General features: G+C 38.0%; 30 protein-coding genes and 2 tRNA genes. 13 read left to right on the top strand and 19 right to left on the bottom strand.

Annotation, left to right across the window (positions count from 1 at the left end):
- Positions 1 to 352: 352 nt before the first annotated feature.
- Both ACESSZ_RS11995 and ACESSZ_RS11990 read right to left on the bottom strand, forming a co-directional pair.
- Positions 353 to 428, bottom strand: a tRNA-Ala gene (locus tag ACESSZ_RS11995).
- Positions 429 to 446: 18 nt separating this feature from the next.
- Positions 447 to 523 (bottom strand) — tRNA-Ile (locus tag ACESSZ_RS11990).
- Between the two features lie 858 nt (positions 524 to 1,381).
- Here ACESSZ_RS11990 and ACESSZ_RS11985 point away from each other — a divergent pair.
- Complete coding sequence (locus ACESSZ_RS11985) at positions 1,382 to 2,221, top strand: helix-turn-helix domain-containing protein (RefSeq protein WP_008689963.1); 840 nt, start codon at positions 1,382 to 1,384, stop codon at positions 2,219 to 2,221.
- 297 nt (positions 2,222 to 2,518) lie between these two features.
- Positions 2,519 to 2,899 (top strand): hypothetical protein, encoded by a 381-nt coding sequence (locus tag ACESSZ_RS11980; protein ID WP_008689964.1) that lies wholly within the window; start codon positions 2,519 to 2,521, stop codon positions 2,897 to 2,899.
- 148 nt (positions 2,900 to 3,047) lie between these two features.
- On the opposite strand, the gene ACESSZ_RS11975 is transcribed toward ACESSZ_RS11980, so the two are convergent.
- Entirely contained in the window at positions 3,048 to 3,734 is a 687-nt protein-coding gene (locus ACESSZ_RS11975) for an N-acetylmuramoyl-L-alanine amidase (RefSeq protein WP_017144549.1), read from the bottom strand.
- Between the two features lie 180 nt (positions 3,735 to 3,914).
- Here ACESSZ_RS11975 and ACESSZ_RS11970 point away from each other — a divergent pair, with 180 nt between their 5' ends.
- Positions 3,915 to 4,712 (top strand): LytR/AlgR family response regulator transcription factor, encoded by a 798-nt coding sequence (locus tag ACESSZ_RS11970; RefSeq protein ID WP_008689966.1) that lies wholly within the window; start codon positions 3,915 to 3,917, stop codon positions 4,710 to 4,712.
- 81 nt (positions 4,713 to 4,793) lie between these two features.
- Here ACESSZ_RS11970 and ACESSZ_RS11965 read toward each other — a convergent pair whose 3' ends face one another.
- Positions 4,794 to 5,090: a hypothetical protein gene (locus tag ACESSZ_RS11965; protein ID WP_499842816.1), complete on the bottom strand. Its 297-nt coding sequence runs from the start codon at positions 5,088 to 5,090 to the stop codon at positions 4,794 to 4,796.
- A 664-nt stretch (positions 5,091 to 5,754) separates the two neighbouring features.
- Here ACESSZ_RS11965 and ACESSZ_RS11960 point away from each other — a divergent pair.
- Complete coding sequence (locus tag ACESSZ_RS11960) at positions 5,755 to 6,153, top strand: carboxypeptidase regulatory-like domain-containing protein (RefSeq protein WP_008689968.1); 399 nt, start codon at positions 5,755 to 5,757, stop codon at positions 6,151 to 6,153.
- On the top strand, positions 6,146 to 7,216 hold the full coding sequence (locus tag ACESSZ_RS11955; RefSeq protein WP_008689969.1) for a peptidoglycan-binding protein: 1,071 nt from the start codon (positions 6,146 to 6,148) through the stop codon (positions 7,214 to 7,216). The genes ACESSZ_RS11960 and ACESSZ_RS11955 overlap by 8 nt, the downstream gene beginning before the upstream one ends.
- 152 nt (positions 7,217 to 7,368) lie before the next feature.
- Here the strand turns inward: ACESSZ_RS11955 and ACESSZ_RS11950 are convergent, their stop codons facing one another.
- From ACESSZ_RS11950 to ACESSZ_RS11915, 8 genes are all read right to left on the bottom strand, one after another.
- The gene (locus ACESSZ_RS11950; RefSeq protein WP_008689970.1) at positions 7,369 to 8,091 is read right to left on the bottom strand and encodes an ATP-binding cassette domain-containing protein; all 723 of its coding nucleotides are present in this window, start codon (positions 8,089 to 8,091) and stop codon (positions 7,369 to 7,371) included.
- On the bottom strand, positions 8,084 to 9,637 hold the full coding sequence (locus ACESSZ_RS11945) for an ABC transporter permease/substrate-binding protein (protein ID WP_008689971.1): 1,554 nt from the start codon (positions 9,635 to 9,637) through the stop codon (positions 8,084 to 8,086). The genes ACESSZ_RS11950 and ACESSZ_RS11945 overlap by 8 nt, the downstream gene beginning before the upstream one ends.
- A 179-nt stretch (positions 9,638 to 9,816) precedes the next feature.
- Positions 9,817 to 10,743, bottom strand: a complete 927-nt coding sequence (gene trxB / locus ACESSZ_RS11940; protein ID WP_008689972.1) for a thioredoxin-disulfide reductase — start codon at positions 10,741 to 10,743, stop codon at positions 9,817 to 9,819.
- 14 nt (positions 10,744 to 10,757) lie between these two features.
- On the bottom strand, positions 10,758 to 11,081 hold the full coding sequence (locus ACESSZ_RS11935; protein WP_008689973.1) for a thioredoxin family protein: 324 nt from the start codon (positions 11,079 to 11,081) through the stop codon (positions 10,758 to 10,760).
- Positions 11,082 to 11,153: 72 nt separating this feature from the next.
- Positions 11,154 to 11,390, bottom strand: a complete 237-nt coding sequence (locus tag ACESSZ_RS11930; RefSeq protein ID WP_008689975.1) for a hypothetical protein — start codon at positions 11,388 to 11,390, stop codon at positions 11,154 to 11,156.
- The gene (locus tag ACESSZ_RS11925) at positions 11,384 to 11,797 is read right to left on the bottom strand and encodes a DUF302 domain-containing protein (RefSeq protein WP_008689977.1); all 414 of its coding nucleotides are present in this window, start codon (positions 11,795 to 11,797) and stop codon (positions 11,384 to 11,386) included. The genes ACESSZ_RS11930 and ACESSZ_RS11925 overlap by 7 nt, the downstream gene beginning before the upstream one ends.
- Entirely contained in the window at positions 11,784 to 12,230 is a 447-nt protein-coding gene (locus ACESSZ_RS11920; protein WP_499842815.1) for an RrF2 family transcriptional regulator, read from the bottom strand. Before ACESSZ_RS11920 ends, ACESSZ_RS11925 begins: the two co-directional genes overlap by 14 nt.
- Before the next feature lie 171 nt (positions 12,231 to 12,401).
- A complete protein-coding gene (locus ACESSZ_RS11915; RefSeq protein ID WP_008689979.1) occupies positions 12,402 to 13,859 on the bottom strand; it encodes an alanine/glycine:cation symporter family protein in 1,458 nt (485 codons plus the stop codon).
- Positions 13,860 to 14,090: 231 nt separating this feature from the next.
- Here ACESSZ_RS11915 and ACESSZ_RS11910 point away from each other — a divergent pair, with 231 nt between their 5' ends.
- Positions 14,091 to 15,323: a VanZ family protein gene (locus ACESSZ_RS11910; protein WP_008689980.1), complete on the top strand. Its 1,233-nt coding sequence runs from the start codon at positions 14,091 to 14,093 to the stop codon at positions 15,321 to 15,323.
- Between the two features lie 289 nt (positions 15,324 to 15,612).
- Here the strand turns inward: ACESSZ_RS11910 and ACESSZ_RS11905 are convergent, their stop codons facing one another.
- The gene (locus ACESSZ_RS11905) at positions 15,613 to 16,086 is read right to left on the bottom strand and encodes a YbaK/EbsC family protein (RefSeq protein WP_008689981.1); all 474 of its coding nucleotides are present in this window, start codon (positions 16,084 to 16,086) and stop codon (positions 15,613 to 15,615) included.
- Between the two features lie 13 nt (positions 16,087 to 16,099).
- Positions 16,100 to 16,606: a cob(I)yrinic acid a,c-diamide adenosyltransferase gene (locus ACESSZ_RS11900; RefSeq protein ID WP_008689982.1), complete on the bottom strand. Its 507-nt coding sequence runs from the start codon at positions 16,604 to 16,606 to the stop codon at positions 16,100 to 16,102.
- 214 nt (positions 16,607 to 16,820) lie between these two features.
- Between ACESSZ_RS11900 and ACESSZ_RS11895 the strand changes: the two genes are divergently transcribed.
- The 4 genes from ACESSZ_RS11895 to ACESSZ_RS11880 all read left to right on the top strand — a co-directional run bounded on the left by ACESSZ_RS11895 (position 16,821) and on the right by ACESSZ_RS11880 (position 20,481).
- Positions 16,821 to 17,798: an ABC transporter substrate-binding protein gene (locus tag ACESSZ_RS11895; protein WP_331866743.1), complete on the top strand. Its 978-nt coding sequence runs from the start codon at positions 16,821 to 16,823 to the stop codon at positions 17,796 to 17,798.
- Between the two features lie 9 nt (positions 17,799 to 17,807).
- Positions 17,808 to 18,719 (top strand): ABC transporter permease, encoded by a 912-nt coding sequence (locus ACESSZ_RS11890; RefSeq protein ID WP_008689984.1) that lies wholly within the window; start codon positions 17,808 to 17,810, stop codon positions 18,717 to 18,719.
- Between the two features lie 9 nt (positions 18,720 to 18,728).
- Complete coding sequence (locus ACESSZ_RS11885) at positions 18,729 to 19,529, top strand: ABC transporter ATP-binding protein (RefSeq protein WP_008689986.1); 801 nt, start codon at positions 18,729 to 18,731, stop codon at positions 19,527 to 19,529.
- A 307-nt stretch (positions 19,530 to 19,836) separates the two neighbouring features.
- Positions 19,837 to 20,481: an N-acetylmuramoyl-L-alanine amidase gene (locus ACESSZ_RS11880; RefSeq protein WP_008689987.1), complete on the top strand. Its 645-nt coding sequence runs from the start codon at positions 19,837 to 19,839 to the stop codon at positions 20,479 to 20,481.
- A 63-nt stretch (positions 20,482 to 20,544) separates the two neighbouring features.
- Here ACESSZ_RS11880 and ACESSZ_RS11875 read toward each other — a convergent pair whose 3' ends face one another.
- A complete protein-coding gene (locus ACESSZ_RS11875) occupies positions 20,545 to 20,751 on the bottom strand; it encodes a DUF378 domain-containing protein (RefSeq protein WP_008689990.1) in 207 nt (68 codons plus the stop codon).
- A 137-nt stretch (positions 20,752 to 20,888) separates the two neighbouring features.
- Between ACESSZ_RS11875 and pta the strand changes: the two genes are divergently transcribed.
- Complete coding sequence (gene pta / locus ACESSZ_RS11870; protein WP_017144547.1) at positions 20,889 to 21,836, top strand: phosphate acetyltransferase; 948 nt, start codon at positions 20,889 to 20,891, stop codon at positions 21,834 to 21,836.
- A gap of 219 nt (positions 21,837 to 22,055) precedes the next feature.
- On the opposite strand, the gene ACESSZ_RS11865 is transcribed toward pta, so the two are convergent.
- From ACESSZ_RS11865 to dinB, 4 genes are all read right to left on the bottom strand, one after another.
- Positions 22,056 to 22,193, bottom strand: a complete 138-nt coding sequence (locus ACESSZ_RS11865; protein WP_008689993.1) for a hypothetical protein — start codon at positions 22,191 to 22,193, stop codon at positions 22,056 to 22,058.
- A gap of 16 nt (positions 22,194 to 22,209) precedes the next feature.
- Positions 22,210 to 23,412, bottom strand: coding sequence for an MFS transporter (locus tag ACESSZ_RS11860; RefSeq protein ID WP_008689996.1), 1,203 nt, complete (start codon positions 23,410 to 23,412; stop codon positions 22,210 to 22,212).
- 288 nt (positions 23,413 to 23,700) lie between these two features.
- Positions 23,701 to 23,943 carry a hypothetical protein gene (locus tag ACESSZ_RS11855; RefSeq protein ID WP_226897123.1) on the bottom strand — a complete coding sequence of 81 codons (243 nt, stop codon included), beginning with the start codon at positions 23,941 to 23,943 and terminating at the stop codon, positions 23,701 to 23,703.
- Positions 23,944 to 23,948: 5 nt separating this feature from the next.
- Positions 23,949 to 25,193, bottom strand: coding sequence for a DNA polymerase IV (gene dinB, locus ACESSZ_RS11850; RefSeq protein ID WP_008689999.1), 1,245 nt, complete (start codon positions 25,191 to 25,193; stop codon positions 23,949 to 23,951).
- 159 nt (positions 25,194 to 25,352) lie between these two features.
- Between dinB and ACESSZ_RS11845 the strand changes: the two genes are divergently transcribed.
- Both ACESSZ_RS11845 and ACESSZ_RS11840 read left to right on the top strand, forming a co-directional pair.
- Positions 25,353 to 25,937, top strand: a complete 585-nt coding sequence (locus ACESSZ_RS11845) for a LexA family protein (protein WP_008690000.1) — start codon at positions 25,353 to 25,355, stop codon at positions 25,935 to 25,937.
- Positions 25,938 to 26,013: 76 nt separating this feature from the next.
- The gene (locus tag ACESSZ_RS11840) at positions 26,014 to 26,232 is read left to right on the top strand and encodes a hypothetical protein (protein WP_008690001.1); all 219 of its coding nucleotides are present in this window, start codon (positions 26,014 to 26,016) and stop codon (positions 26,230 to 26,232) included.
- Positions 26,233 to 26,331 lie beyond the last annotated feature (99 nt).

Genomic DNA, 26,331 nt, shown 5'->3' with positions numbered 1-26,331 from the left:
ATTTCTTTATGCAAACGATTCATACCTTCTTATTTGGCACCTGCCTTGCCAAGTTTATACCTTTTAAGATTGATGCAATAAAGATCCCGATACTTCAGAATCGAATGTGTTTATTAGATTTCTTTATGCAAACGATTCATACCTTCTTATTTGGCACCTGCCTTGCCAAGTTTATACCTTTTAAGATTGATGCAAAAGAAAGATCCCGATACTTCGGAATCGAATGTGTTTATTAGATTTCTTTATGCAAATGATTCATACCTTCTTGTTTGGCAACTGCCTTGCCAAGTTTATACCTTTTAAGATTAATGCAAAAAAAAGATCCCGATACTTCGGAATCGAATGTGTTTATTGGTGGAGCTTATCGGGATCGAACCGATGACCCCCTGCGTGCAAGGCAGGTGCTCTCCCAGCTGAGCTAAAACCCCATGTATATTTAAATTCGATGGTGGGCCTGAATGGACTTGAACCAACGACCTCACCCTTATCAGGGGTGCGCTCTAACCACCTGAGCTACAGGCCCGTTTCCATCGAATGCCCATATATAATACCATGGGATATCTAATGTGTCAACAACTTTTTTTAAAAAAATAAAATTTTTTTGTTTTTTTTATAAAGTGTTAAAAAAGCCTATAACTAAAGGGTTTTTGACTACATAGAAGTATATCTTCTAACCGCAATTCTCCACATCATGAATAATTTTTTATATCTCATGTCTTGCATACCACATCTTATGGAAGTCTTTCAACATATTTGATGAGTTCTCCGTATTAGGTGGTATCATCCCCTACTAAGGTTATGCCATATTCTTCAGTTTCTCAGTGTCTTTAAATTTTGTATAGAAATGGGTCCTTCAACGCTGTTTAAAACAATATCCACTTTCTGAAAAACGTTAACCATATAATTTTACGTCTGGACATCTGCTCTTTATAAATTATGCGTAGCATGAATTCCATGTTACCCACATACTTTCCATAACAGCAACAAACCTACCAAAGTTGCTTTTCTTCTGTTCAAGAGTAGTGCCTTTTTTCTGTTAAAATCATTTCCATGTAAGAACCTTAAGAAAAGATTACAGTCTTAAAATTTAACATATGTTCTGTTTATTGCTTTTCATCGATTGCCCGCATATAATTATATTGTTAGACTTTGTTTTAAAGATAAAAAGGAATGAAACTATATGTCTTGTCCTAGCAGCAAAAAAACTGTTGATGTCTGATGGAAATCAAACAGATAAGTAAAATTGCTAGATTGTCCAATGAATTTATTAGTAAATGTATTATAATCACCAAACCAACAGTTGAATTTAGCATACTCAACCAATAGTTCGTGTTATAAAATAGAAAACACGTGTATTGTAATGGTGAAAGGAGAACGCTCAATGGATCAAATAAAAACAGGTAAGTTTATTGCGAGATGCCGCAAAGAGAAAAAATTAACACAAGCGCAACTCGCAGAAAGACTAAGCATTACAGACAGAGCTGTGTCCAAGTGGGAAACCGGTAAAAGTATGCCAGATTCATCTATTATGTTAGAACTCTGCAAATTACTTGGAATTACAGTAAATGAGTTATTGAGTGGAGAAAAAGTTACTATGGATAGTTTAGAAAGAAAAGCAGATGAAAATTTAATTGCTTTAAAAAGAAAGGACGAAAACAACATAGCAAAGAATGTCGTTATTTCAACACTATTTACAATAACACTTTTGATTGGAATGATGGTATGTGTTATTTGTGATATTACCATAACCGGTAATCTATCATGGTCCCTTATTTCCATGACTTCTATTGTGTTTGTATGGGTTATATCTTTTCCAAGCATTATGTTTGGCAAAAAGGGTATCGTAAAGAGCTTAATATCACTTAGCGTTTCAATCATACCGTACCTATATTTGCTTAGCCGAATTTTAAAGGTGAAAGAGTTGTTCCCACTTGGAACAGCGATATCATTGATTATTCTTGTGTTTTTGTGGATAATGCTTGCGGTCATTTATCGTATCGGCAAAACAAGAAAATTAATTGCTCTTGGAACAATTACATTATTAGCTATACCATTAGTGGTTATTATCAATGTTTTACTTTTTAAAACAACAGAAACGCCTCTCTTTGATGTTTGGGATTTTATGGCAATCTTCCTATTGCTAATAATAGCGATTGCTTTATTTATCTATGACTATGTAGAGAAAAAAGGGTTGCTGAAAAGTAAATCAAAAAGCGCTTAATAGATACGGCTGTTTTGAAATTATTATCAAAACAGCCGTTTCTTTTTATTATATATCAAATGAACAATATCGATAGGCATGCGCATTGATTTTACATATACGCATTCCTATTTTTTTGCTTCAATGTCCTAAACTTATCAGAATGATAGTTTGTTCTGTACTTGTTGCATAAGCAATGCTTTCGCACGCTTAAAATGCATGAATTGATAAGTAACTTTTCAAAAGGAAAAAGAATTATGCATAAAAAAACGTGATATAATGAGCACAAAAACAATGGTATTTTAAAGGAAGATGAATATGAAAAAAGAATTAAAACAAATCTTATTTATTTGTGTCTTTTTGATTGTTGGTTGTATAATTGGTTATTTCTTCGCAATCTATCAAATAAATCAATATAAAGATCCTACGTTTATGGCACTTTTAGCCAGTCATAATATGTCTTCTTCAGAGCCTATAGGACTAACGAAGAGTATTATCAATTTTGGTTGTCTTTTAGCAGGGATAGCTATTGGGGGTATTTTTTATAATAGTATTGCAAAAAAATGGTTAACCCCGATTGCTCCTAAAATTTTTATAGGATTTATTACATTTCCATTTTACACATTGGCTGGAATAATTGGGTTCATCCCATTTATTATTTATAAAAGTATTATTCTATTTAGAAGCGACACATGCTAATAGTTAAGTTTTCTCATTTATATCATTCCTACCTTTAAGTTTTTGTTTGCAATCCTGTCTTATAACTAATGCTATGTTAGTTAAATATTCTCATGTCGCTGTAATACCAAAGATTTTTTCCACTTTACACCATGCTTATAATAGTGAACTACAATAAAAAATCGAAATATTCTACGATACTATTGCATAAACATTGTGCTACTTTTTCTTGATAAGAAGGACTTTTTAAATTGCTGCGATCTTCTGGATTTGATAGGAAGCCACATTCAACTAAAGAACCGATTTTTTTCGCATTGTTTAACAAATAATAATCTCCTGGTTTAGCGCTCATCTTTGTTTGCGTTAATACTTTAAAATGCTTTTGGATGAGCTTAGCAAAGGTTTCAGAGACAGCATTCCCTTTTTGATAGAATGCCTGTGCTCCGTGTACACTGTTATTTGGATAGGAATTCAGATGCACACTTAAAAAAACATCGACCTTATCTGCATTGATGATCTCCATACGTTTCTTCATGTCTTCCCGTTTGCGATTACTCGCGTTAGCACTAGCCAAGTCATATTTTCCATCTCTTGTTAAAATAACTTCTGCGCCTTTTGTTTGTAACTGTTTTTGAAGTTTTTTTACGATACTTAAATTGATATCTTGTTCTTTTTCATTTTCACAGCGTGCCCCATCATCCTTGCCCCCATGACCGGCATCCAAGACAACGACCACGCCATCTAATACTTTCCTATCTTTTTCTGCTTCTACATTTACAAGATGTGTATGAAATACCGATGTGATCAGTAAGGTCAATATCAGACCTAGTCCCAAAAACATTTTTCTTTTTTTCATTCTCTCACCAATACAGTGTATGAGGTCAAGGCTAGAAAAAGAGCTGTTCCAGTAAAATTAATAATTTTCCACACCTTATTCGTTTTTTTAACCTTTTAAAAGAAAAGTATTGCTAAAAATTCACATAAAAATAAAAATAGCGGTATAATAAATAAAGATTATATGGGAGGTAAAGATGCTATGATGAATCAGCATTTCACCTATCAGGATGTTTTAAATCATTCAAAAGACTTTGTTCATGCATTGATGAATCGCGATATCATCATGTTTCAATATTTATTAGATGATGATTTTGTCTGGATTGGTGATTATACGAACCAATATATCAGTGGTAAAGAAGCCTTTATCCATGTATTAAAAAACGTTGAAGTTAGCGGACAGCTGCATATATCTCATGAAGAATACACCCTGTTGACACAAGAAGAAAAAACATGGGTCGTGTATGGAAGATTTTGCGCGACCGCAACATTGCCGACAACCAAAGTGATTTCAACTATCATTCATTTTACTTTTATCTGGCAATTAAACAAGCAACAAAAATTGCATCTCATCCACGCACAGGCATGTCATGTAAACACGCCGGCTTCCAACAATGAGCAAAAAAAGAAGCTGTATTTTTATAAAAACGGTACCAGCGCACACGAAGATACCATACGATTAGAGAACCCTATGAATAAGATTCGCATCAAGGACATGCATCATCAACTACATTTCTTGTCTCCAATGGAAATTCTTTATATTGTATCGAATAATAAGTTATGTACCATTTATACAGCAGAGGAATCCTTTGTGACAAGGATGACCTTACGTGAATTTGATCATCCTCTATTCTTACGAATTCATCGCAGTTATTTAGTAAATCGCCACTATATTAAACAGATACATCGCTATTGTGCAACTTTAAGTAATGGTACGAAGCTGCCTATTGGCAAACAACGCTATATGGAACTGCAAATGCAGTTATGGAAAGAAAATTAAAAAAGGGAAGATTGAAATTGCCCCATTTCATTTGGATATCCAAACTTTGGAGTTTCTTTCAGATTCCCTTTTTTTGTACTATTACAGTCCTGCTTTTTCAGTAATAAAACTCATCCATTTATCACGTTTCATCATGGAAATTTTATCGGTCGTTATCTTTCCGGTTTCCATATCTTCATGAGTAATGGAAATACCGATTGGCATAAAGCCCTGTGAGCATTTTTCCAATTCTTTAATATTTTTATACGGAATTACGATATCAGCATTTAATAGTCCTGTCACAATAATCAAGCGTTCTTCTGTAAAATATGCCCATCCTTGTTTCCATTTGCCCATTTTGCCAATTAAGCGTTCCACATCTTGCTTGTAAAAAATCAATTAAGGTATCCTGTTCATCCATCAATTTGGCTTCTACAAGCTTTGCTTTTTGTTTTTCTAATTTTGCGTCGTTCATAGGTTCTCCTTTCCAAATCTTCTGAATATAGTTTTGCGGTTATAGTATACCATAAGAATTATACATTTTCTTGTAAGATATTACTTTTTTTACTTAACGCATGTGTGCATTTAGATACGGAAGATGCTACGTAAACGGTGCTGAATTTCATAACAGCAAATTAGATTATTGCGTAAATAATATTTTTTAGGAATCATATGTAAAAAGTAACTGTCAACACCCATTATAAGGAAATACATAGATATAAAGATAAAGACAGTTAATAAAAAACCAATCCTTTTCTAAATTTGCCTATTTTATAAGTTACTTTTTATGATAGGAAATATTAAGATAGAATTCTTTGCTTTTATAAGGGCAAATGCAAAAAAGTCATAAAAAAATGCAAGAGATCTCAATTTTTTTATTTTTTACACACATAAGAAAGGAGAGCTCTTGCATCTTCAGTATAGCGTAAATGTGAAAATTCGTCCATATTCTTTGGAAACTTCATGAAAAAACTTGTGTTCTTTTGAGGAATCTATGGGTTTCATGGATAAATGACCACGATGTGTATCCCTATTTGCATACGTTGTAATGGAGGTGGTTGATTTGCCACAAGGATATTTACGTATAGAAGTCTATAATGAACAATCCCTGCCAGTCAGCAATGCGACTGTCACCATTTTTAATGGTAATCTTATGGTACGACAAGTCGTATGTGAGAAAACAGATGCAATGGGGCGATGTAAAGAAATTGCGTTAGAAGCGCCACATCCTTCCTTATCCCAACAAAGTACCACAGCAAGACGTCCCTATTCCACATACAGTGTTGAAGTAAGTCATGTGGAATATGATACTGAAGTCGTGCACAATGTACAGATCTTTGCGGATATTGGATCAACGCTTACCGTGATTTTAAGAGAAAAGAAAGGAGAAACGCCAGGGCGTAATGAGAATGATTTAGGCGAACATAAATTATTTACTGGCACAGGAAGAACGTATGCTTGAGGAAATCATCATACCCAGAACAATTACAGTACATCTGGGCAGACCGAATACGGCAGCTGAAAATCTGACGGTAGATTTTGTATATTATTTGAAAAATGTCGCATCCTCAGAAATCTATCCGACCTGGCCATATGAGGCCTTGCGAGCTAACATCTGGGCACAGATGTCACTGGTGTTGAATCGTGTATATACAGAATGGTATCGTGGTCGTGGCTATCCCTTTGATATCACCAATTCAACAGCTTATGATCAGGCTTTTGTGAAAGGACGTAATATTTATGACAGTGTCGCAGCTGTTGTTGATGAAGTTATTGGTCAATTCCTGCAAAAGCCATATTTCCGTGAACCTTATTATGCAGAATATTGTGATGGTAAGATTGCTCAATGCCCTGGCATGAAACAATGGGGTACACTTGATTTAGCAAATCGCGGCTTTGATTCTACGCGCATTATTCGTTATTACTATGGCGATACGATGCAATTTCGCGAAACGGATAATGTACAATATATCACACCCTCCTATCCCGGTTATGCGCTAAGAAGAGGCTCTCAAGGACAAAATGTCTTCATCATACAGGAACTGTTGAATGGCATCGCTGTCAATTATCCAAATATTCCCCTTATCTATCCACCGGATGGTATCTTTGGAGAAGTAACAGAACGCGCTGTCAGAACTTTCCAACAACAATTCAATTTGAGTGTAGATGGTATTGTCGGTCAGACAACATGGAATCAGATATCTCGTATTTATGTGGCTGTAAGAAAATTAGCTGAATTAGGCAGTCTTGGCAGACCACAGGGTTATTTTACCGGTTTATGGACAGGCCGCGTATTGCGGCGGGGAGATGTCGGTATTGAGGTGCAGCAACTACAGTATTTCTTATCTGTCATTGCCCAAACTTATACCAATATCCCCCCTGTTGATATCGATAGTCGTTTTGGGGCCGGATTGGAGCGATCCGTGCGAGCTTTCCAAAGAGAATTTGGATTAGCACAAGATGGTCTTGTCGGACAAGTAACTTGGAATACCATTTATGAAACGTATATTGCATTAACCCAATAATCGATTTTTTGTCGATATCCGTAGGAAAGGGGTTTGTCTCATCTATGTTCATAAAGTGTATACACCTTTATAAACAAAAAAGAAGGTTCTAGCTAAAAGAATCTTCTTACATAGCACTACATTATTAGCATCCCCTGCACATAGAATATACTTTACAAATAAGATAATAATTGTTTCACAAAAGCTGTTTTAGGATGCTGACGAATGTGTTGTGCGGTATCGAATTGTTCGACACATCCATCTTTCATCACCATGACGCGCTCTCCTAAATATAAAGCTTCTTTGATATCATGCGTCACAAATACCAGAGTGAAAGGATCGACAGCATGTATTCTTAACAACTCTTCTTGCAAGGTATGTCGGGTTATTTCATCTACGGCGCCAAAAGCTTCATCCATCAAAACAACCTTAGGATCTGCCGCTAATGCTCTAGCAATGCCAACACGCTGTTTCTGTCCACCACTTAATTCATCAGGATAACGTGTTAATAAAGTAGCATCCAAATCAACTATATGCAGTAATTCTTCCACACGCTGCTGCATGCGTATGGCATCCCATTTCTTTAAACGTAATACATAAGTAATATTGTCATAAATCGTCATATGCGGAAATAGGCCAATGCTTTGAATGACATAACCGATACTTTGACGTAAGAGGTTGGCATCCATGGTACTGATATCAATGCCATCGATTTGAATACTGCCTTCATCCGGCAGAATAAGAGCGTTTAACAGCTTAAGTAATGTTGTTTTACCACTGCCACTGCCACCGATGATACTGATGCGTTCATGAGGTTGTATCGTAAAGGAAACATCATGCAATACGATTGTCTCTCCATAGGCTTTTTTCACATGGTTACAAATGATTTCACTCATGGTTCTTCACCTCCAACAGACCTTTTTTTATGAGAAAGGCGCGTGCAACATCCGCCTCATTCTTTTTCTGGGTTTCTACTTCATGATTCATTGCGGCCATTTCTTTTTCACTGATCAGATTATTCATCAGCATCAGCACTTGGCGTAATTCAGGATATTTTTTTAAGGTATCCTGACGAATGATTGTTCCTGCATAATAAGTTTGGAAAAAATGTTTATCATCCTGTAGCAATACGATATTAGGACTACTTAAACGCCCATCTGTCGTAAAGGCAATAATGGCATCCGTCTCGCCATTTTCTAAGGCATCATATTTTAAGCCGATATCAAGATCCCTCGTCTTTTTAAAGTGAAATCCATAAGCCATCGTTAATGCATCATAGCCATCCTCACGCTCATAGAAATCATATTCCCCGCCAAAAGAGAGTTTATGTGAGACAGCCGCCAAATCAGAATACGTTTTTAAATGGTACGTATCTGCCAATTTTTTAGTTACTGCGATTCCATACGTATTATTGAAGCCATATAAACCTACCCATTCCATATGATAGTTTTTTTGATATTGCTGATTGAGTTCTTTGAATAAGGTAGCATCATCCGGCAGTTCTTTTTCTTTTAAGACAAAGCTCCATGAGGTTCCTGTATATTCCGGATACAAGTCAAAATCTCCTTTGACCATTGCCGGATGGATGTTGCTAGTACCGCCGCCGACACCTTTTGTGATTACTACAGAAATTCCAGTACGATCTTCAATAAGCTGTTTCAGCATTTCCCCGATAATAAATTCTTCGCTCATCGGTTTCGTTGCCAGATGAAGCACTTCTTTTTTATGTGGTGTATAAAAGAGGCCAGCGCTAAGCGCGATGAAAACAGCCAAAATACTTAGCATAACACGATGCTTCGTTTTTTGTGTATGCCGGCGATTGCGCAAAAAGCGTTCCATACAGCCGATCAAAATATCACAAAGAAAGGCTAGTAGAGCAACCGCCAGACTACCGGCAATCGTCATCGTCATATTGTTCGTAGTAATTCCACGATAAATCGCAACACCGAGTCCTCCAGCTCCGATAAAGGATGCAATACCGGCCAAGGCAATTGTCATAACGGTCATATTTTTAAAACCCGATAACATAACCGGCATTGCTAAGGGCAGTTTAATCTGAAATAGAATCTGTTTTCGTGTACTGCCCATTCCTCGGGCAGCTTCTATGATATCTGCATCTACATTTTCCAAGCCGGTAAAGGTAGCGCGTATAATCGGCAATAAAGCATAAATAGTCAAAGCGATGATAGCACTTTTATTGCCGATACCACTAAAGGGAATGAGAAAGCCCAACATAGAAATTGAGGGAATTGTATAAAGAAAGCTGACAAGTCCCAAAACAATGGGGGATAAACGTTTCTTTTCATGAATAAAAATGCCAAGAGATACACCAATCATCGTTGCGGCGATGATAGCAATAACGGCAATCTGCAAATGTTCAATAATCAATGGAACAATAAAATCGTAGCGGGTTCGGTAAAATTCCCATAAGCTTTCAATCATACCTTTTCTCTCCTTCGTTAAGAAAGAGGCATTGTCAGAGCAGATAATCCATAAAATACAGATCTATACGTTGTCCTAATGGATTTCTTCTGTAAGAATGCTCTCTTGTTTTTTGTGTCATCAGGTGGTTTCACCTGTTTGTCTAGGACTTTTAGAAGTATCGTTTCTTCCTTAAGTTTTTAAACAGCATGTTCTTGTTCATTTAAATAATCTTCAATATATTTGGAACAGGTTGCGCCATCACTGGCTGCAGTGATAATCTGTCGAAGAGCCTTGCTACGTACATCACCGATGGCAAAGACACCTTCCACATTGGTTCGTGTGGATTCATCTGCAAGGATATATCCATTGTTATCAAAAGTCAGCTGTGCTTTGAATAGCTGTGCATCCGGGACACGTCCGATTGCCACAAAGATACCATCGCAGGAAAGCTCTTGTATCTCATGTGTAAGTAAATTTTCAATTTTCGCTCCGGTGACTTTTTTATCAGCGATAATATCAACGACTCGACTATCCCATAGGAAAGCAATCTTACTGTTTGCCAACTGTTTCTCATAAATCCGCGATGCTCTTAACTCATGACGGCGATGAATCAAGGTTACACGATGACAGATTTTGGATAAAAACAGAGCATCTGCAATGGCGGAGTTGCCACCACCGACAACGAGTACATCTTTCCCTTTATAAAGCATCCCATCACAAGTTGCACAATAAGCAATTCCTTTTCCACGCAGTTGTGCTTCTTTTGCCAATCCTAATTCTCTTGGATGAGCACCGGTAGCAATCACAACTGTTTTCCCATAGTAGTCAGCTTCTTCTCCGTGAATGATTTTTGGATTGTTTTTCAATTCAACCTGAATCACGGTATCATAAACTGTTTCCGCCCCAAACTTTTCGGCACCTTCCTGCATCTTTTCCGCCAGTTCAAAGCCATCAATACCATCGGTAAAACCAGGATAATTTTCCACAATGCCTGTAGTAGCCATCTGCCCTCCGGCTGATAATTTTTCAATAACTAAAACGCTTCGGGCATTTCGAGCAGCATATAGAGCAGCACTATAACCGGCAGGACCACCGCCGATAATGATAACATCATAAAGTTTCATATTGCTTTCCTTTCTTAAGCAATTAGCTTATGTTCTTTCAAAAAGGCCAGTACTTCATGTTTTGATTGTGGAGCTATCAAAGCATCTTGCGCCTTTCCATGATGTAAGAGAGCAAGTGTCGGTATGGTTTCAATGCCATAGGCTTCTGCCAATGTTTCAAATTCATCAATATTGATTTGTAAAATATCAAATGCTTCTGCATGTTCTTTAGCCACTTGTTTTAAAACAGGTGCTAAGCGTTTGCAATAGCCACACCATGGTGCCCAAAATTCGACAACTACTGTTTCACGTTCCTTAACTTCGTTAACGTTCTCGTTGGTGATTGTAATGAAACTCATATTGCTTTCCTCCTGGATCATATTAGATCTTATTGTTATTTGGATGTTAATGCGTAAATTGTGAATCATAAATTAAAACGTATTCTCTAAATAGGCAGCTTCTATGTTTTGATACAATTTTGCTTCTTCTTCACTTAAGAACAAGGTGTGATGCAACTGTGAAGAGTGTAGGACATGTGGCCCTGCGCATGCCCCATAGCCTTCGATATGAAAGGTATATGCTTGTTCATCACCTTGGATATGTACGGCTTTCCCCTGCATCAGATAACCTTGTACATAAAAATAAATAGTCGTTCCTTCTTTTAACATAAACTTCTCTTTTGCATGGCAGTTAACCATACAAGTTCTTCAACCAATTCTTCCATTTGTTGAAGAATTTCAACTTCACATATGCCATAACGCTCGGCCAAGGGCAACAGACGATTCGTTGCGACGTAGGTATGCTGATCTTCTTCCCAAATCGCAATTTTTAAAGGCAATTCTAATGCTATGGCTGCATTCTCCAGCATAAGCTTTGTCCCTATGCTGGGATTACCAAATACAATAACAATCGTTTCGGGCATTTCCATACCAACTGTTTTTGCGTTTTCCCCATGGTCGTAAACAGCAAATATAGGTATCTTTCTCTTCTTTAACACTTCTTTTAAGAAGTGTGCACATGTCTTTACAGAACATTCACTCTTCTTTACAAAGAGCTTTGCTTTATCTTCTTTCATTGGTATTCTCCTTTAACGCATACAACTGTTCCAGTTCCTTTACGACATCACAAATGGATATGGCTTTTAACTTCCCATAGCAGGTAGCTTCCATTGTTTCATATAGATCATCCATAACCTGTGCCATACCACTCGATACGATACATTTTAAATGCGCATTCCCACTGCGCCAGTTACTGTGAAAAATACGCATCTGTAAAGCATCATAGATTTGGCTTAAGGTCACTGTTTCATTTTGAATAGAAAAAGAATACCCTCCGCTTAATCCTTGCTTGGTATCAATAAGACCATAGGCTTTCAGCTTGGCCATCACTTTTCTGACCCTGACCGGATTCACACAAATATTTTCGGCCAGCTCTTCACTAGATATCAAACGCGGATGCTTTCTCAGATAAGCCATTGCATGAACAGCAATGATAAACTCACTTGGCATTCTCTCACCTCCAATTGTAACTTTTTATATTACACTTATAGGATAAACCGCTTTTCCCTATCCGTCAAATAAGAAGCCCTCTTCTTTTCATTGTAAAAAGAAAAGCATAAAAAAAACAGGAACATGTTAATTCCTGTTACGCTTTTTTGATAATGCATAAAACGATAGAAATCATTTATCATCCATCGATGTGTCTTCTTTATAATCTTTTACAATAGCTTTCCAACAATCCGCATTTGCGATGCCCAAACGCTCAGGATCAAAAACAGGATCTTTCCCCTGTTTTTTCTGTGCGCTATAATCTTTTAAACAGGTAATTGCAATCTTGCCCAGCAATAGGATGGCAATGATATTTACGATTGCCATAAAGCCCATAAGCACATCTGCTAGATCCCATATGGTCGAGAAACTAGCCTGTGCTCCAAAGAAGATCACAACAATCGCCAATATTCGAAAGATACATAAAGAACGCTTTGTATCCAAAATGAATTTCAAATTGCTTTCTGCATAGCAGTAATTCCCAATTAGAGAAGAGAAAGCGAATAAGAAAATCGAAATGGTGATAAAGTGGATTCCTGCCTGTCCGACTTCAGCAGATATCGCCTGCTGTACATAAGGCATTCCGGTCAAATTAGCATCACTACCATAATTCAACAGCATAAATGCGGTTGTCGTACATATAAGAATCGTATCAATAAAAACCGAAATTGTCTGCACTAGACCTTGCTTCACCGGATGTGATACATCTGCACTCGCGCCGGCATTTGGTGCTGATCCCATTCCTGCCTCATTAGAAAATAATCCTCTTTTGATACCATACATCACACAAGAACCGGCAAAACCACCCATGATAGCTTTCAGATCAAAGGCCTGTTCCATGATCATGCCAAAAATGGCAGGTAATTTCTGCACATTTGCCAAGGTGATATAAAGTCCCAATATGATATACAACAACGCCATAATCGGCACTACTGTAGAAGAGATGATACCGATACGATGAACACCGCCAAAAATAACCGCTGCTGTAGCGATAGCCAAAATAAGACCAATCACGACGGCTACTAGTTCTTGATCTTCAAAATAATACGATACGGCACTGCTCACATTATATGCCTGTAAAGGATTAAATCCGAAAATGAAACAGGCAATTAACAGTAAAGAAAAAACAACTCCCAGCCAGCGCTTGCCTAAAGCTTTCGCTATGTAATAAGCCGGACCGCCGCGATACTGTTCACCATCTTGTTCCTTATATACCTGTGCTAAGGTCGATTCCACAAAAGCACTCGCCCCACCTATCAAAGCCGTTACCCACATCCAAAAGATAGAGCCTGCGCCTCCAGCTGCTAACGCGGTAGCCACACCAGCGATATTGCCGGTACCGACACGCGATGCTGTTGAAATCATCAAGGCCTGAAAGGAAGATACCCCATCCTCTGTATGTGCTTTTTCCATCAATAAAGAAATGCCTTCTTTCAACAAGCGAAATTGCACGAACCGTGTCCGTATCGTGAAATATATTCCTGTACCAATCAATAACGCAAGTAAGATATTGCTATATAAAAATTCATTTACATTTGCCAGTACCATTTGTATTGTCAATGTGTTCACTCCTTCTTTTTGCTTTTGCATCCCATACCCTTTACGGCCATAAAAAAAGTGTGTTCATTTATCGCACGATTGGGTGTGTTTCGCACAGCCGTCTCATTATAACATACTTTTTTTCTACCGCCAAATGATTACTGATACACTCCTATAGTTAGATTGTCGAATACTTTCATGCTTATACCTAAAGCCCTATTGTTTTTTTCTATGAAAAGATAACTTATGGTATAATACGAAACAGTGAAGGAGTATTTGTCTATGTCTGTATATCTGATTCCCATTACTGCTGCAATGCTTATCTTTCCTTTTTTAGCAGCTCTTTTTACGATTCCCTATATCATCGTACAATACCGCCGTTATGGCAGTATCCTCTTTTTGCGTGTCTTGATTATCTATTCTTTTATCTTTTATCTACTTTGTGCGTATTTCTTAGTAAGCCTTCCTTTACCACCTATTGAAGAAGTACAGCATTACACCAAACCAATCATGCAGCTGATTCCTTTTAAATCCTTAATGGAATTTACAACATCAACCTCACTCGTCTGGAATGATCCCGCCACTTACTTAACTGCCTTTAATGAGCCTAGCTTATACTTAATCATCTTTAATGTTTTATTAACCGTTCCTTTCGGTGTATATCTGCGTTACTATTTTCAATATAGTTGGAAGAAAACGCTGCTTGGCAGTTTTATGTTATCCTTATCCTTTGAATGTCTGCAGCTAAGTGCACTATTTGGTATTTATCCACGTCCTTATCGTTTATTTGATGTGGATGATCTTATCACGAATAGTTTTGGCGGTATGTGTGGCTATGTTTTAACACCTATCTTTGTCCATTTCTTACCAACACGTTCAAAGTTAGATGAAGAAGCCTTCCAAAAAGGACAGCAGGTTACCTCAATGCGTAGAGTCGTTGCCTTCTTCAGCGATGTTCTATTTATCCTTATTGCTTCTTTTCTGCTTTATTATGTATGTACAAAATACTTTACGATTACAACTTTCCTTCAAACACTCCTTGTTTTTTATGGCTGTCTTGTGTGTTCTGTTACCCTACTATTGTTTATTTTGCCTATTTTTACCAAAGGCTGGACCTTCGGTAAGGCCTTAGTGAAGATAAAATTGGTGAATGAGGAAGATGAACGACCAAAATGGTATCAATATTTTCTACATTTCTTTCCTCTGTATCTATTTATATTGCCAATACCATTAATGTTATTGATGCTGTTTGATATTTATTTTTCCATACCTTCCACCTATCAGATTTGCATATTGGCATTGGCTGTGCTGCTATGCGCATTCTATTTGGTTTCCCTAAAAACAGGCATTCATATGCTCTTTCATCATAATAAAACAGCCTATTTTGAACGCCTTGTGAAATTAAAAAATCACTCTATGATTCAAGTTACTACAAAAGCCGCTGTGCAAGAAACTAAGATAGAGACCGCAAACACAGAAGAAGTTGCTGAAGAAAACATAGAAAACACACTATAATCAAATTCGTTAGAAAAAAGCAGATAACTGCTTTTTTCTATATTTGATCAATATGAAAAGACAAGGGTAAAAGCCATGTCATCATCTTTTATCTGCGCATAGATCTTACCACCCATCTTATGCATGAAATAGATAAACCTAACCACAACCTAGTTTGTTGGTTAGCACCATGATCAAAGCTATCGAACTTGTGGTGTCTAAATATAATGCTAAAAGTATGATGAATCTTTTGATACTACCGGAAGAAACTTTATGTTTCGCAAAAAAAAGTCACATATGCATGCAACTCTTAGCTTTCTATGATCTTACAGACATCAACCCATGTAGCGTTTCCAATTAATTCAGCGAGTTCTTCACAGGTTAAACGAATGGCTGAATTAGCACTGCCACATGCTGGATAGACATGCGCAAAACGTTTTAATGATACATCTAAATACACCTTGGTATCCTGTGGTATTGCAAAAGGACAGACACCGCCAATCGCATGATTGGTATATTTCTCCACATCCTCTCCTCGCAACATTTTAGCTTTTACTCCAAAACATTCCTTAAACTTATGATTATCGACCTTTGTATCGCCTGCACATACCACGATGAGTGCTCCATCACTCCCCATAAAAGACATTGATTTTGCGATATGAGCAGGTTCTGTGCCTAACGCAGCAGCTGCTAATTCCACCGTTGCACTTGATGTATCCAGTTCAATGATATCCTGTTCTCTTCCATAAGTTTTTAAATATTCGCGTACAAGTTCAATTGCCATTTTGCTATCCTCCTTAATATTCCACACCTTTACGTGGTGCCTGCTGTTTTTGATAGGGATGCTTCTCCAGCTTCATCTGGGTTATATAATCCCCACATGCGAGAATGTTCTTTGATGGATTGCGCCCCGTTAGTATAATTTCACGCGCTTTGTTTGCGTTCAGAAAGGCAAGCATTTCAATTTCCTGAAGAATCCCCAACTGCAATGCATCCAAAGCTTCATCCAGAAGAATGCAAGCATATTGTGCAGCTGTTTGTTCCGCCGTTTCAAACAAGGCATGCTGAGATAAGGCCGTTGTTACGCGCATTTCCTGCCCCATCTGATAGTAAAACAATTTTGGCATAGGAGAATACAAGCAGGTCACAAGTGGCTGCTGTTTGAGAAAGGATATTTCCCCACTCTTGCCATCCTTAAGAAACTGTACAACAAGCACTTTTTGTGCATGACCCAGCTCGCGCATCACCAAGCCCAAAGCGGCTGTTGTTTTTCCTTTACCATCCCCATGATAAATATGCAGCATGCTGCAACACCTACTTTCTGTTTGTGTATTAGTATAGCACAGAGTTGGCTATCTGTCTTTGAAGATTCAGATATTACTGAATATTTTTACATTTTATAATAATAAATGTAAGCGCAATGCATTTATTTGCAAATATTTTCATGAAAATGTTGATTTTACATACAAAAGAAGGTATCATCATAACTATAATATGGAAAAGAAAAGAGGAGAAACAATGAAAAAATTAATGGGAATTCTCGCTGTCTGTCTGCTCATCAGTGGATGTGGCACAAAAAACGAGGAAGCAAAACCAGAAACCGCCAAAACGTACAAAATAGGTATCGTTCAACACATGACACACCCGGCTTTGGATAGTGCCAAAGAAGGTTTTACGAAATATCTCAAGGGTAAAGGCATTGAAGTTGAATTCGTTGAAAAGAATGCCCTAGGTGATACAGCCACAAACGATATTATCACAAAACAATTCGTCTCTGATGATGTCGATTTGATTTATGCCATTGCGACACCTTCTGCATTAGCTGCGGCGAATGCAACCGTAGGCAAAGACACACCGGTAGTTTTTAATGCGGTAACGGATGCCGTAGATGCCAAGCTGGTAAAAAGCAATGAAGAACCGGGAGCGAATATTACTGGTGTATCAGATGCAGCACCTTTAGAAACACAAGTTAAACTCATTCGCACCTTCTTACCAAAAGCTAAAAAAATTGGTATGATCTATAATATTGGTGAGCCAAATGGTAAGTTACAGGTAGAACAAGTTGAAAAAATGGCACCTGATTACGGCTTTACCGTAGTAAAGAAAGGTATTTCTCAAGCTTCTGAAATTACAACAGCGGCACAACAGCTGGCAAGTAGCTGTGACTGCATTTATAACATTACAGATAACTCTGTCGTAGCTGCCACCGCAACCATTACGGATAAGGCAACAAATGCCAAAATTCCAGTATTTGCGGCAGAAGATGGACAAATGAAATCAGGTCTTTTGGCTAGTGATTCCATCAGCTATGAAAAACTAGGAGAACAGGCTGGTGCTATGGCTTATGATATTTTGGTAAATGGAAAAAAAACATCTGCTATCCCTGTTGAAACAGCGAAAGAAACCAAACTGATGATTAATAAAAAAGTTGCCGAAAAACTCCAAATCAACATTCCTGATGATTTGGCAAAACGTGCGACCTTCATTGAAGAATAAGGTGATGATATGGATTTCTTACTAGATGTAGTGGCACAAGGCCTTGCCTATGGCATATTGGCCATCGGTGTGTTACTGACCTATCAAGTATTGGATTATGCGGATTTGACGGTAGAAGGAAGCTTTCCCTTAGGCGCAGCAGTAGGAGCAATCTTTATTACCCAAGGATGGAATCCTTTTGTTGTCCTCATCGCTGCTTTCATTGCCGGGGTACTAGCTGGGTATGCGACCGGAATCCTCCATGTGAAATTTCGCATATCCTCCTTATTAAGCGGTATACTGGTCATGACTGCTTTATACTCTATCAACCTTATTGTCGCAGGTAATTCCAGTTTGATTCCTTTATTCTCTTATGATACGATATTTACCTATGGAAATGCAATTGCGGATATGGTGGGCGGCACCATGGGAGAATGGATCATGAAACTTTGGCCTGTAATCATTCTCCTTGTACTGGTCCTCCTTATGAAGCTGCTAATAGATTGGTTCTTACAAACCAAATATGGATTCTTAATGAGAATAGCCGGAGATAATCCACAATTGATTGCCACCTTAGGAAAAGATATCGGTTGGATCAAAATGAATGGACTGGCCTTAAGCAATGGGTATGCCGCCGTTTCCGGTGCTTTAATTTCACAGTTTCTGCGCTCCTTTACCGCAGATCTGGGTACTGGCATGATTGTCTTAGGCTTAGCCAGCGTCATCATGGGAATCACCTTATTTAAACGCTCCCGCTTCATTGGCTTTACCACCAGCGTTGTGCTTGGTGCCATCGTTTATCGTTTTGCCATTGCCGCTGCCTTAAATGCCGGATTTCCATCGACGTATCTGCGTTTGATCATGTCGATTATCTTCATCCTGGTATTGATTCTTGGCAATGGAGTGATGGCAAAATTCTTTCATCGCTCGATAAAAAATTGAGGTGACGATATGTTAAAATTAGAACACATAAAAAAGACCTTCAACAAAGGAAGTGCAAATGAGGTCGTTCTGTTTACAGATTTGAATGTTGCAATTGAAGATGGAGAATTTGTGACGATCATCGGTTCCAATGGCAGTGGTAAATCTACTTTCTTTAATATCATTAGTGGCAATATCCTGCAAGACAGTGGAAAAATCAGCTTTCAGAAGCAAGATATTTCCAAGGTTCCCGAACATAAACGCTCCCAATATATCGGACGTGTTTTTCAAGACCCGCAAAAAGGAACAGCACCTTCTTTAACCATCTTACAAAATATGGCGATGGCTTATAATAAAGGGAAAGCCTTTGGTTTAACAAAAGGTGTTGATCGTTCCTTAATCCCTTTATTTAAGGAAGAATTAACAAATATGCAATTAGGCTTAGAAGATAAGCTGGAAGTCTTAGTAGGCGCTTTATCCGGTGGGCAGCGCCAAGCTTTATCCTTATTAATGGCAACCTTAATTAAACCGGAAGTACTACTATTGGATGAGCATACGGCTGCACTTGATCCCAAAACAAGTGATTTGATCATTCATCTGACAGATAAAATCGTAAAAGAAAAGAAGATGACGACGATTATGATCACTCATAATCTAAAACATGCCATCACATATGGAGATCGTTTATTAATGTTCCATAAGGGAGATATCATATTAGACATTAAAGGTGAAGAAAAGAAAACCTTAACTGTTGAGAAATTGATAGAGAAATTTAACTCTTTAAATATGATTGATGCCCTAGATGATGAATTAGCATTCAGTGTCCAATAAAAATAAGAGTATTAGCATATAAAAAACGGCTGTTTTTAAAGTGAAAAGAACCCTTTCCTTTGGTTATTCAAAGAATTGGGTTTCCTTCACATAGCGACAGCCTTTTTCTATATGCAGTAAGGTTATCCTTACGGTTTTACTTTTAGAAAACCATCCTATATTCGTAAGCGTATAGCTAAGCCCCTATTTCACCGTCATATGCATGGTACTTCATTTATTCAGAAAGTATTAAGGTTTTAGAAAGAAAGCGTTACCTTTTTCGTAAGTATTCTTCGTTATACTTTAACTTAACGAAGGAGATGAAATTATGCGTAAGAAAACTTTAAAATACATGATTGTAGCGGTTGGAACTTTGCTCATTGCCACACGGCTATTCCAACAGAAAGCTCCTGCCTATGATAAGTGTGAAGTCATCCTTGATGCAGGGCATGGCGGACAGGACAGCGGTGCGGTGTATGGTGGATTCATGGAGAAAGATTTTAATCTTGAAATGGCACATGAAGTGCGCCGATGCTTAGAGCAAAAAGGAATTAAAGTTCATATGACACGCTATAAAGATGAAGCCTTAGGTGAAAATGAACTTAGCGATTTAAAGCGTCGGGTACAACTTGCCAATCATACTTCCTGCAAATACTTTGTTTCCTTGCACGCGAACGCCTCGAACAATCATCTGGCACATGGCTTTGAAATCTATACAAACAAAAAAGGAACTGCTTTAGCAAACGCTGTATCTGCTGCTCTAGCTACACAAAAAGACATCCGCAATAATGGTGTATTTGATGGTAATCGTTTGTATGTAGTACGCAATACCTTAATGAATTCCATCCTAATTGAAGTCGGTTATCTAGATCAAACAACAGATAAACAAATTCTAAATCATCCCGACAAACGAAAAGCTCTTGCCAAACTGATTGCTGAAGGCATTTTCCAAGAAATGAAGAATTGCGATTAGGCGAAACGATCTAACGCCATATAAAAAAAATACATAGCATAAAAAAAGGAGAAACGCTTCTCCTTAATCTCTATGCGGTGTATCTATGCGAGCAAAGAAGCTCAAGGCGTATAAACCACATACACCTACAACTGCATAGATGATTCTGGATAATACAGATCCTGTTCCAAACAAGGCATCTACCAGATTAAAATCTAAAAATCCAATAAGACCCCAGTTAACAGCTCCTACAATTACCAGAGAAAGAGCTATATAATTCAATGCTTTCATGTTTATTCAGCCTCCTTGTTCATAGTATGCTCAACACATCCCTTTTCATACATCATCAAATTGCGGTTATTTTGGCAATACCTTTTTCATAAATTTCTGTTATGATTAAGGCAGAAGATAAGAAAGCTGGTGTCATCATGCAAAAACTTGAGGCAAAGACAAGAATCCTCTTCACGGAAGGAACCGATCCACGCGTTTTACATGCCGCCCAAAAATTAATTGATAAAAACGTGCTACACCCGATTGTTTATGGAAAACGGGATCGCATTAAAGAAGTAGCGAGTAAAGAACATTTAGATATCCGTAAACTGGAAATCCTTGATCCGGATGCGTTTGCCGATAAAGAACAGATGCTATTGCGAATGCTGGAACTGCGCAAAGGAAAAGCAGATCGCAAAATGGCAGAGGAATGGATACAAAAGGATACGTATTTTTGTACAATGTATGTAGAAATGGGGTATGCCGATGGCTTACTTGGCGGTTCTACCAATTCTACTGCAGATACCTTACGTCCCATTATGCAATTGGTAAAAACGAAGCCCGGTTGTAGTTTTATGTCCAGTTGTTTTCTAATGCTAAAAAAAGAACAGCGCCTAATTTTTGCAGATTGTTCCATGAATCGCAATCCCAATGTTGATCAATTGGTGGAAATCACATTGCAAAGTGCTGAAAGTGCAAAAGCTTTCGGCTTAACGCCAAAAGTGGCACTCCTATCCTATTCTAGTAAAGGAAGTGGCAGTGGTATTGATGTTGACCTGGTACGTGAAACCGCCATACGTCTTTCTCATATGCCCTTGGATTATATTGTCGATGGTGAGTTACAGGTAGATTGTGCATTAAACCCTCAAGTGGCAGAGCTAAAGGCACCTAACAGCCCCATCAAAGGAGAAGCCAATGTACTGATCTTTCCTGATTTGAATTCCGGCAATATCGGATATAAGCTTGTTGCTAATTTAGGAGGCTATGAGGCATTAGGACCTATTTTGCAAGGCGTTCGTTTGCCAATGAATGACTTATCCCGTTCTGCCAGCATAGATGAAATATATAAAATGGCAATCATTACCGCTATGCAAAAAGAACGTTGATGATTTCCCGAAAAATTATAATGAGCACTTGAAAGATAATAGAATTTCAAAACACGTTTTTATGCACTCTGCCAAGCTTGATCAAAATGCTGAAATAGCAACATTAATTATGCTTTCGATAAATCAGAGAATTATCGTCATGTTCATTGCGAAATGTTTAACTAAAAACATAAAAGAAAGCCAGACCAAAGTCTGACTTATCATAACCTGTGGACAATGTTATTCTCCCGAAGGACCGTTTTTAGGTTCCCTTTCATCAGGATAATACTTTAGATTGGCATTGGTCCACTGATTATTACCGGCATCCTTTTTGGCCGGTTTTTTATTTGTGGCTGGTTTTGCTTTCTGCTTTTTCATATTCTCACCTCAGTCGCTAGTAGCGTGGATGCTTATCGCTGATTCTATGTATATAGCTAACAAAAAAAATGACACAAAGCATAACCGTCAGAGCACAGACACAAAATATCCATTTCAATGCGATATAATCTGCCAAAGGTCCAAACACTACAGTGCCTAAAGGCAACGCACAGGCATTTATGATCTGTACGGCACCAAATACCCTACCTTGTAAGAAAGATTCTACATGCTCTTGCAGATACGTTTGATAAGACGTTTGAAAACAAGGCATACATATGCCTATCAGAAAATTAGCACCTAAATACACTGCAAAATTAACGGCCATTCCTAATACCAACATGAATGCACCATAAACAAAAGTTGAGTATAGCAGCATTGTAATATGCCTTTGGCGATGTCCCCAGATGCTCATCAAGACACCGCCAACAACAGCACCTAAGGCAAACAGCATTTCGCTGATAGAAAGAGCATATACGGTTCCATGAAAATTACGTGCAACCAATAACGGTGTCATAAAAGCAGCAGGTGATATAAATACCATAACAAAGAAGATAAAGAGCAGCAGCTTAGACAGCATGTCATGATGTCTTATATACTGCCATCCTTCTTTCATCATCTGCATCGTCTTTTTCTTGTTTGCGTTTAGCTTTTGTGAATCCACCCTTACCAACAGCATAATGCCATTGCCAATGAGGGCAGTTATCACATCAAGGAAAAAAGCTATTTCTAATGGCATAAGTGTTAACAGCAGCCCACTGATGATAGGAGATAAAAACATCATCAGCGAATTAATAACACTATATATACTATTTATCTGCAGTAAATGCTCCTGTGGCACTAGCTGTGGCAATAAAGCATTTACAGCCGGCATTTGGATACCACTTCCTGCAGAGCGGATAAGTAAAACAACATACAGCATCCACATTTCCTGATAGCCTGTTAAAAAAGCCATAGCGACGATCCATGTGGAAAACGCAATTATACCATCGCTCCACATAATCAAATTACGCCGCGAAAAACGATCTGCTAACACCCCTGCAAACATGGATATCAACATTTGCGGAACATAACCACAAATCGTAGCAACACTCATCATAACACCGGATTTGCTTTGCAGAGTAATTTGCCAGATGATTGCAAATTGAACGATACTGGATCCAAATAATGAAATTGTTTGGGCACTTAAAAATTTAATACTATTCTGTTTCCATAATTGCATAATCATACTCCCTTTTTATAAGATACAAAACATAAAGAAAAGACTTCGCCTTGTTAAAAAAATTCGCGTAAGTCTTTATCATGTGAAACAGCATATTATTTTTATATGACGAAAAAAACAAAGAACTTTGTTTATTGACCGATACTATCTATTTTTAAGACAACGGCTTCGCACAACACTGTTTTCACTGCGAAGCCCTCTGCTCTTCGATGCTTTTTGAATACCCGATACAGCATTCTGCTCACCGCCTTTCTTTTTTATTATAAAGATAATTTTTATCCTCGTCAATCAAGGTTTTGCACTTTCAATAAACCAGCGAGTTCTCTCTAGAAATAAATTACGTTCAACCCCTGCTATACGACAGCGATATAAGATGCCACATCCTCCTACCTGTGATGCTGACTTGCGGATTTCCAATACCCGATCAATTGGATATTCCATGCCATTGTCCCATATCATGACCTTGGGTATCAGATTGCCATAGCGATCATGTAAAGTCAATACATCCACATAGCGCTTATACAGTTTCATCATACTTAAAAGAAGGATACCGGATGAATCACATGTTCTTCCTTAGGATTAAATTCTGAGAGATCCGGTGTCAGCAATGTTACACAGCGTCGCACTTTCGCAAAACCAAAACGATTGCGTATCTGATCAATACTGATTTCTAATTGCTTCTGGCGCTGTCGCTCTTCTTCACTGGTAAATAAATTTAATTGTGTAAGTGCTTGATCATCCTCAATGCCACTTACACTTACTCCTATCGTTCGCAACGGTTGTTCAAAAGTATAATTTTCTTTTAATAACTGCAATACGACCGGCATGATTTCCTGCGCAATATTGGTAGCTTGCATGATCTTACGCTGTCTTGAAAACCAGGATAATTCTTTATTGCGCAAAGAAATGCTGATTACATTTCCCCTCAATCCACTGTCACGCATTCTTGAAGCTACGGATTCAACTAAAACATAATAAATAATCTTCGCTTCCTCAAAGGTATTGATATCTCTTGGAGCCGTAATGGCATTCCCTACGGATTTTACCGGCTCTTTCGCTCCACTCAACGCCACTTCGGAAATATCTTCGCCATTCGCAAACCACCAGATAAGCTCTCCCATCTTGCCAAAATGATCTTTCATCCATCCCTTTGATAAATTAGCCAAATCACCAATCGTATCAATACCATAATAACGCAGTTTCTTTTTGGTAGCTCTGCCCACATAAAATAAATCTTCTACCGGCAATGGCCAAACCAGTGTCTGATAATTATCCTTGCGAATTTCCACAAGCCCCATTGGCTTTTGCATATCGGAACCAAGTTTCGCAAAAATCTTATTATAACTGACTCCGATGGAAACACTTAATCCTATTTCCTGCCATACTCGCTTCTGAATCTCTTGCGCAATCGCTTTTCCGCTGCCAAATAAAGAAATCGATTGTGTCAAATCAATCCATGCTTCATCTAAACCAAAAGATTCCACTTTATCCGTGTATTCCCGATAAATGTCCTTTACCTGCTCCGTATAATACATATAAGCTTCATAATCCGGATGTATGATTTTCAACTGCGGACATTTTGCATAAGCCTCACGTAAAGATTCACCTGTTTTAATATGATAAGCTTTTGCCATATCATTCTTTGCTAAAATTATGCCATGGCGAGCCTCTTCATGACCACCGACCGCCATCGGTATCTTTCGCAGCTCCGGATGTCGCATTTCCTCAATTTGCGCATAACAATGGTTGATATCGCTGTGTAAAATCACACGTTCCTGCATATTATCCCGCCTTTCGCATTTATTATACCTCTTTTGTTCCACTTTTCAATAAAATTTGGAACATTGGATAACTTTTCCTCTCATTATTATATCAAGTGTTCCAAAAACTTGTCACAAATGAAAAGTTATGGTAAACTAAAGTAAAGTGAGGTGCACGCTATGACATTAAGTGAACTGATTCGTTATTATCGTGCTAGTGAGCATCTGAGTCTGGAAGCTATAGGAGATTATGTCGGTGTAGCAAAATCCACTGTTAAACGGTGGGAATCCGGAGAATCAAAAAACATACCTCAGGCGAAACTGGAAAAACTCTCGGAATTATTTGGCATTAATGTAGAGGCATGCCTAAACAACCAGATAAAACCTATTTTGGGATATGTGAAAGCCGGTTATGATTTATTTGCACAAGAAAATCTACTTGGTTATGAAGAGGTGACACGCAAAGAAGCCAGACAAGGTGATTATTATTTAAAAGTACAAGGGGATTCCATGAACGGATCGCGCATTTATGATGGAGATTTGGTTTATGTGAAAAGCTGTAGCGATGTCAATAGTGGAGAGATTGCTGTTGTTTTAGTCGATCGACAAGAAGTTACGATTAAAAAGATCATCAAAAAAGAAGACTCTTTACTATTAGTCGCCAGCAATCCTACTTATGAACCTCGTTTATTTCATGGAGAAGATCTTCGCAATGGACGTATTCAAATCTTAGGCAAAGTGCTCCACTCAAAAATACAATTCTAAATTTCCTATACATATAGTATAACTACCGTATAAAGCAGTTACCTCTTGTCAATAATCTAAACAGGAGGTTTTTATTATGTATGCAATTCGCAGTAAACGCACCCATCGTTTTTTTGCAGGCGTAGATACACATACCGGCATTCACAGCTCTCACCATCTGCGCATGGATGAAATTCCCCTTTTATTTCTAAATGAAGAGCTTGCCCGCATTGAATTATTAATGCATCACATGAGCCCTTCCGCTTATGATATCGTAAAAATAAAGCTGGAAATTGAAGAGCCGATTTCCTCATAGAAGAAATTCCCACCGGAATTTCTTTTTCATGTGTGGCGGGCATGCCACATATCTAGGGTGAAAATCCCTCGGGGCGTAGTTATCGACGAACCCAAGAGC

Source organism: Eubacterium sp. 3_1_31, assembly GCF_964249515.1.
GTDB classification, from domain to species: Bacteria; Bacillota_I; Bacilli_A; order Erysipelotrichales; family Erysipelotrichaceae; genus Longicatena; species Longicatena caecimuris.
Note: the sequence above shows the minus strand (reverse complement) of the source record. Positions and strands in the feature narration are given on the sequence as shown.

Bases quoted from the DNA above. Each gene is read 5' to 3' on its own strand.
- ACESSZ_RS11985 (WP_008689963.1), top strand. From the start codon at position 1,382: ATGGATCAAATAAAAACAGGTAAGTTTATTGCGAGATGCCGCAAAGAG.
- ACESSZ_RS11980 (WP_008689964.1), top strand. From the start codon at position 2,519: ATGAAAAAAGAATTAAAACAAATCTTATTTATTTGTGTCTTTTTGATT.
- ACESSZ_RS11975 (WP_017144549.1), bottom strand. From the start codon at position 3,734: ATGAAAAAAAGAAAAATGTTTTTGGGACTAGGTCTGATATTGACCTTA.
- ACESSZ_RS11970 (WP_008689966.1), top strand. From the start codon at position 3,915: ATGATGAATCAGCATTTCACCTATCAGGATGTTTTAAATCATTCAAAA.
- ACESSZ_RS11955 (WP_008689969.1), top strand. From the start codon at position 6,146: ATGCTTGAGGAAATCATCATACCCAGAACAATTACAGTACATCTGGGC.
- ACESSZ_RS11950 (WP_008689970.1), bottom strand. From the start codon at position 8,091: ATGAGTGAAATCATTTGTAACCATGTGAAAAAAGCCTATGGAGAGACA.
- ACESSZ_RS11945 (WP_008689971.1), bottom strand. From the start codon at position 9,637: ATGATTGAAAGCTTATGGGAATTTTACCGAACCCGCTACGATTTTATT.
- trxB (WP_008689972.1), bottom strand. From the start codon at position 10,743: ATGAAACTTTATGATGTTATCATTATCGGCGGTGGTCCTGCCGGTTAT.
- ACESSZ_RS11935 (WP_008689973.1), bottom strand. From the start codon at position 11,081: ATGAGTTTCATTACAATCACCAACGAGAACGTTAACGAAGTTAAGGAA.
- ACESSZ_RS11930 (WP_008689975.1), bottom strand. From the start codon at position 11,390: ATGTTAAAAGAAGGAACGACTATTTATTTTTATGTACAAGGTTATCTG.
- ACESSZ_RS11925 (WP_008689977.1), bottom strand. From the start codon at position 11,797: ATGAAAGAAGATAAAGCAAAGCTCTTTGTAAAGAAGAGTGAATGTTCT.
- ACESSZ_RS11920 (WP_499842815.1), bottom strand. From the start codon at position 12,230: ATGCCAAGTGAGTTTATCATTGCTGTTCATGCAATGGCTTATCTGAGA.
- ACESSZ_RS11915 (WP_008689979.1), bottom strand. From the start codon at position 13,859: ATGCAAAAGCAAAAAGAAGGAGTGAACACATTGACAATACAAATGGTA.
- ACESSZ_RS11910 (WP_008689980.1), top strand. From the start codon at position 14,091: ATGTCTGTATATCTGATTCCCATTACTGCTGCAATGCTTATCTTTCCT.
- ACESSZ_RS11905 (WP_008689981.1), bottom strand. From the start codon at position 16,086: ATGGCAATTGAACTTGTACGCGAATATTTAAAAACTTATGGAAGAGAA.
- ACESSZ_RS11900 (WP_008689982.1), bottom strand. From the start codon at position 16,606: ATGCTGCATATTTATCATGGGGATGGTAAAGGAAAAACAACAGCCGCT.
- ACESSZ_RS11895 (WP_331866743.1), top strand. From the start codon at position 16,821: ATGAAAAAATTAATGGGAATTCTCGCTGTCTGTCTGCTCATCAGTGGA.
- ACESSZ_RS11890 (WP_008689984.1), top strand. From the start codon at position 17,808: ATGGATTTCTTACTAGATGTAGTGGCACAAGGCCTTGCCTATGGCATA.
- ACESSZ_RS11885 (WP_008689986.1), top strand. From the start codon at position 18,729: ATGTTAAAATTAGAACACATAAAAAAGACCTTCAACAAAGGAAGTGCA.
- ACESSZ_RS11880 (WP_008689987.1), top strand. From the start codon at position 19,837: ATGCGTAAGAAAACTTTAAAATACATGATTGTAGCGGTTGGAACTTTG.
- ACESSZ_RS11875 (WP_008689990.1), bottom strand. From the start codon at position 20,751: ATGAAAGCATTGAATTATATAGCTCTTTCTCTGGTAATTGTAGGAGCT.
- pta (WP_017144547.1), top strand. From the start codon at position 20,889: ATGCAAAAACTTGAGGCAAAGACAAGAATCCTCTTCACGGAAGGAACC.
- ACESSZ_RS11865 (WP_008689993.1), bottom strand. From the start codon at position 22,193: ATGAAAAAGCAGAAAGCAAAACCAGCCACAAATAAAAAACCGGCCAAA.
- ACESSZ_RS11860 (WP_008689996.1), bottom strand. From the start codon at position 23,412: ATGCAATTATGGAAACAGAATAGTATTAAATTTTTAAGTGCCCAAACA.
- ACESSZ_RS11855 (WP_226897123.1), bottom strand. From the start codon at position 23,943: ATGAAACTGTATAAGCGCTATGTGGATGTATTGACTTTACATGATCGC.
- dinB (WP_008689999.1), bottom strand. From the start codon at position 25,193: ATGCAGGAACGTGTGATTTTACACAGCGATATCAACCATTGTTATGCG.
- ACESSZ_RS11845 (WP_008690000.1), top strand. From the start codon at position 25,353: ATGACATTAAGTGAACTGATTCGTTATTATCGTGCTAGTGAGCATCTG.
- ACESSZ_RS11840 (WP_008690001.1), top strand. From the start codon at position 26,014: ATGTATGCAATTCGCAGTAAACGCACCCATCGTTTTTTTGCAGGCGTA.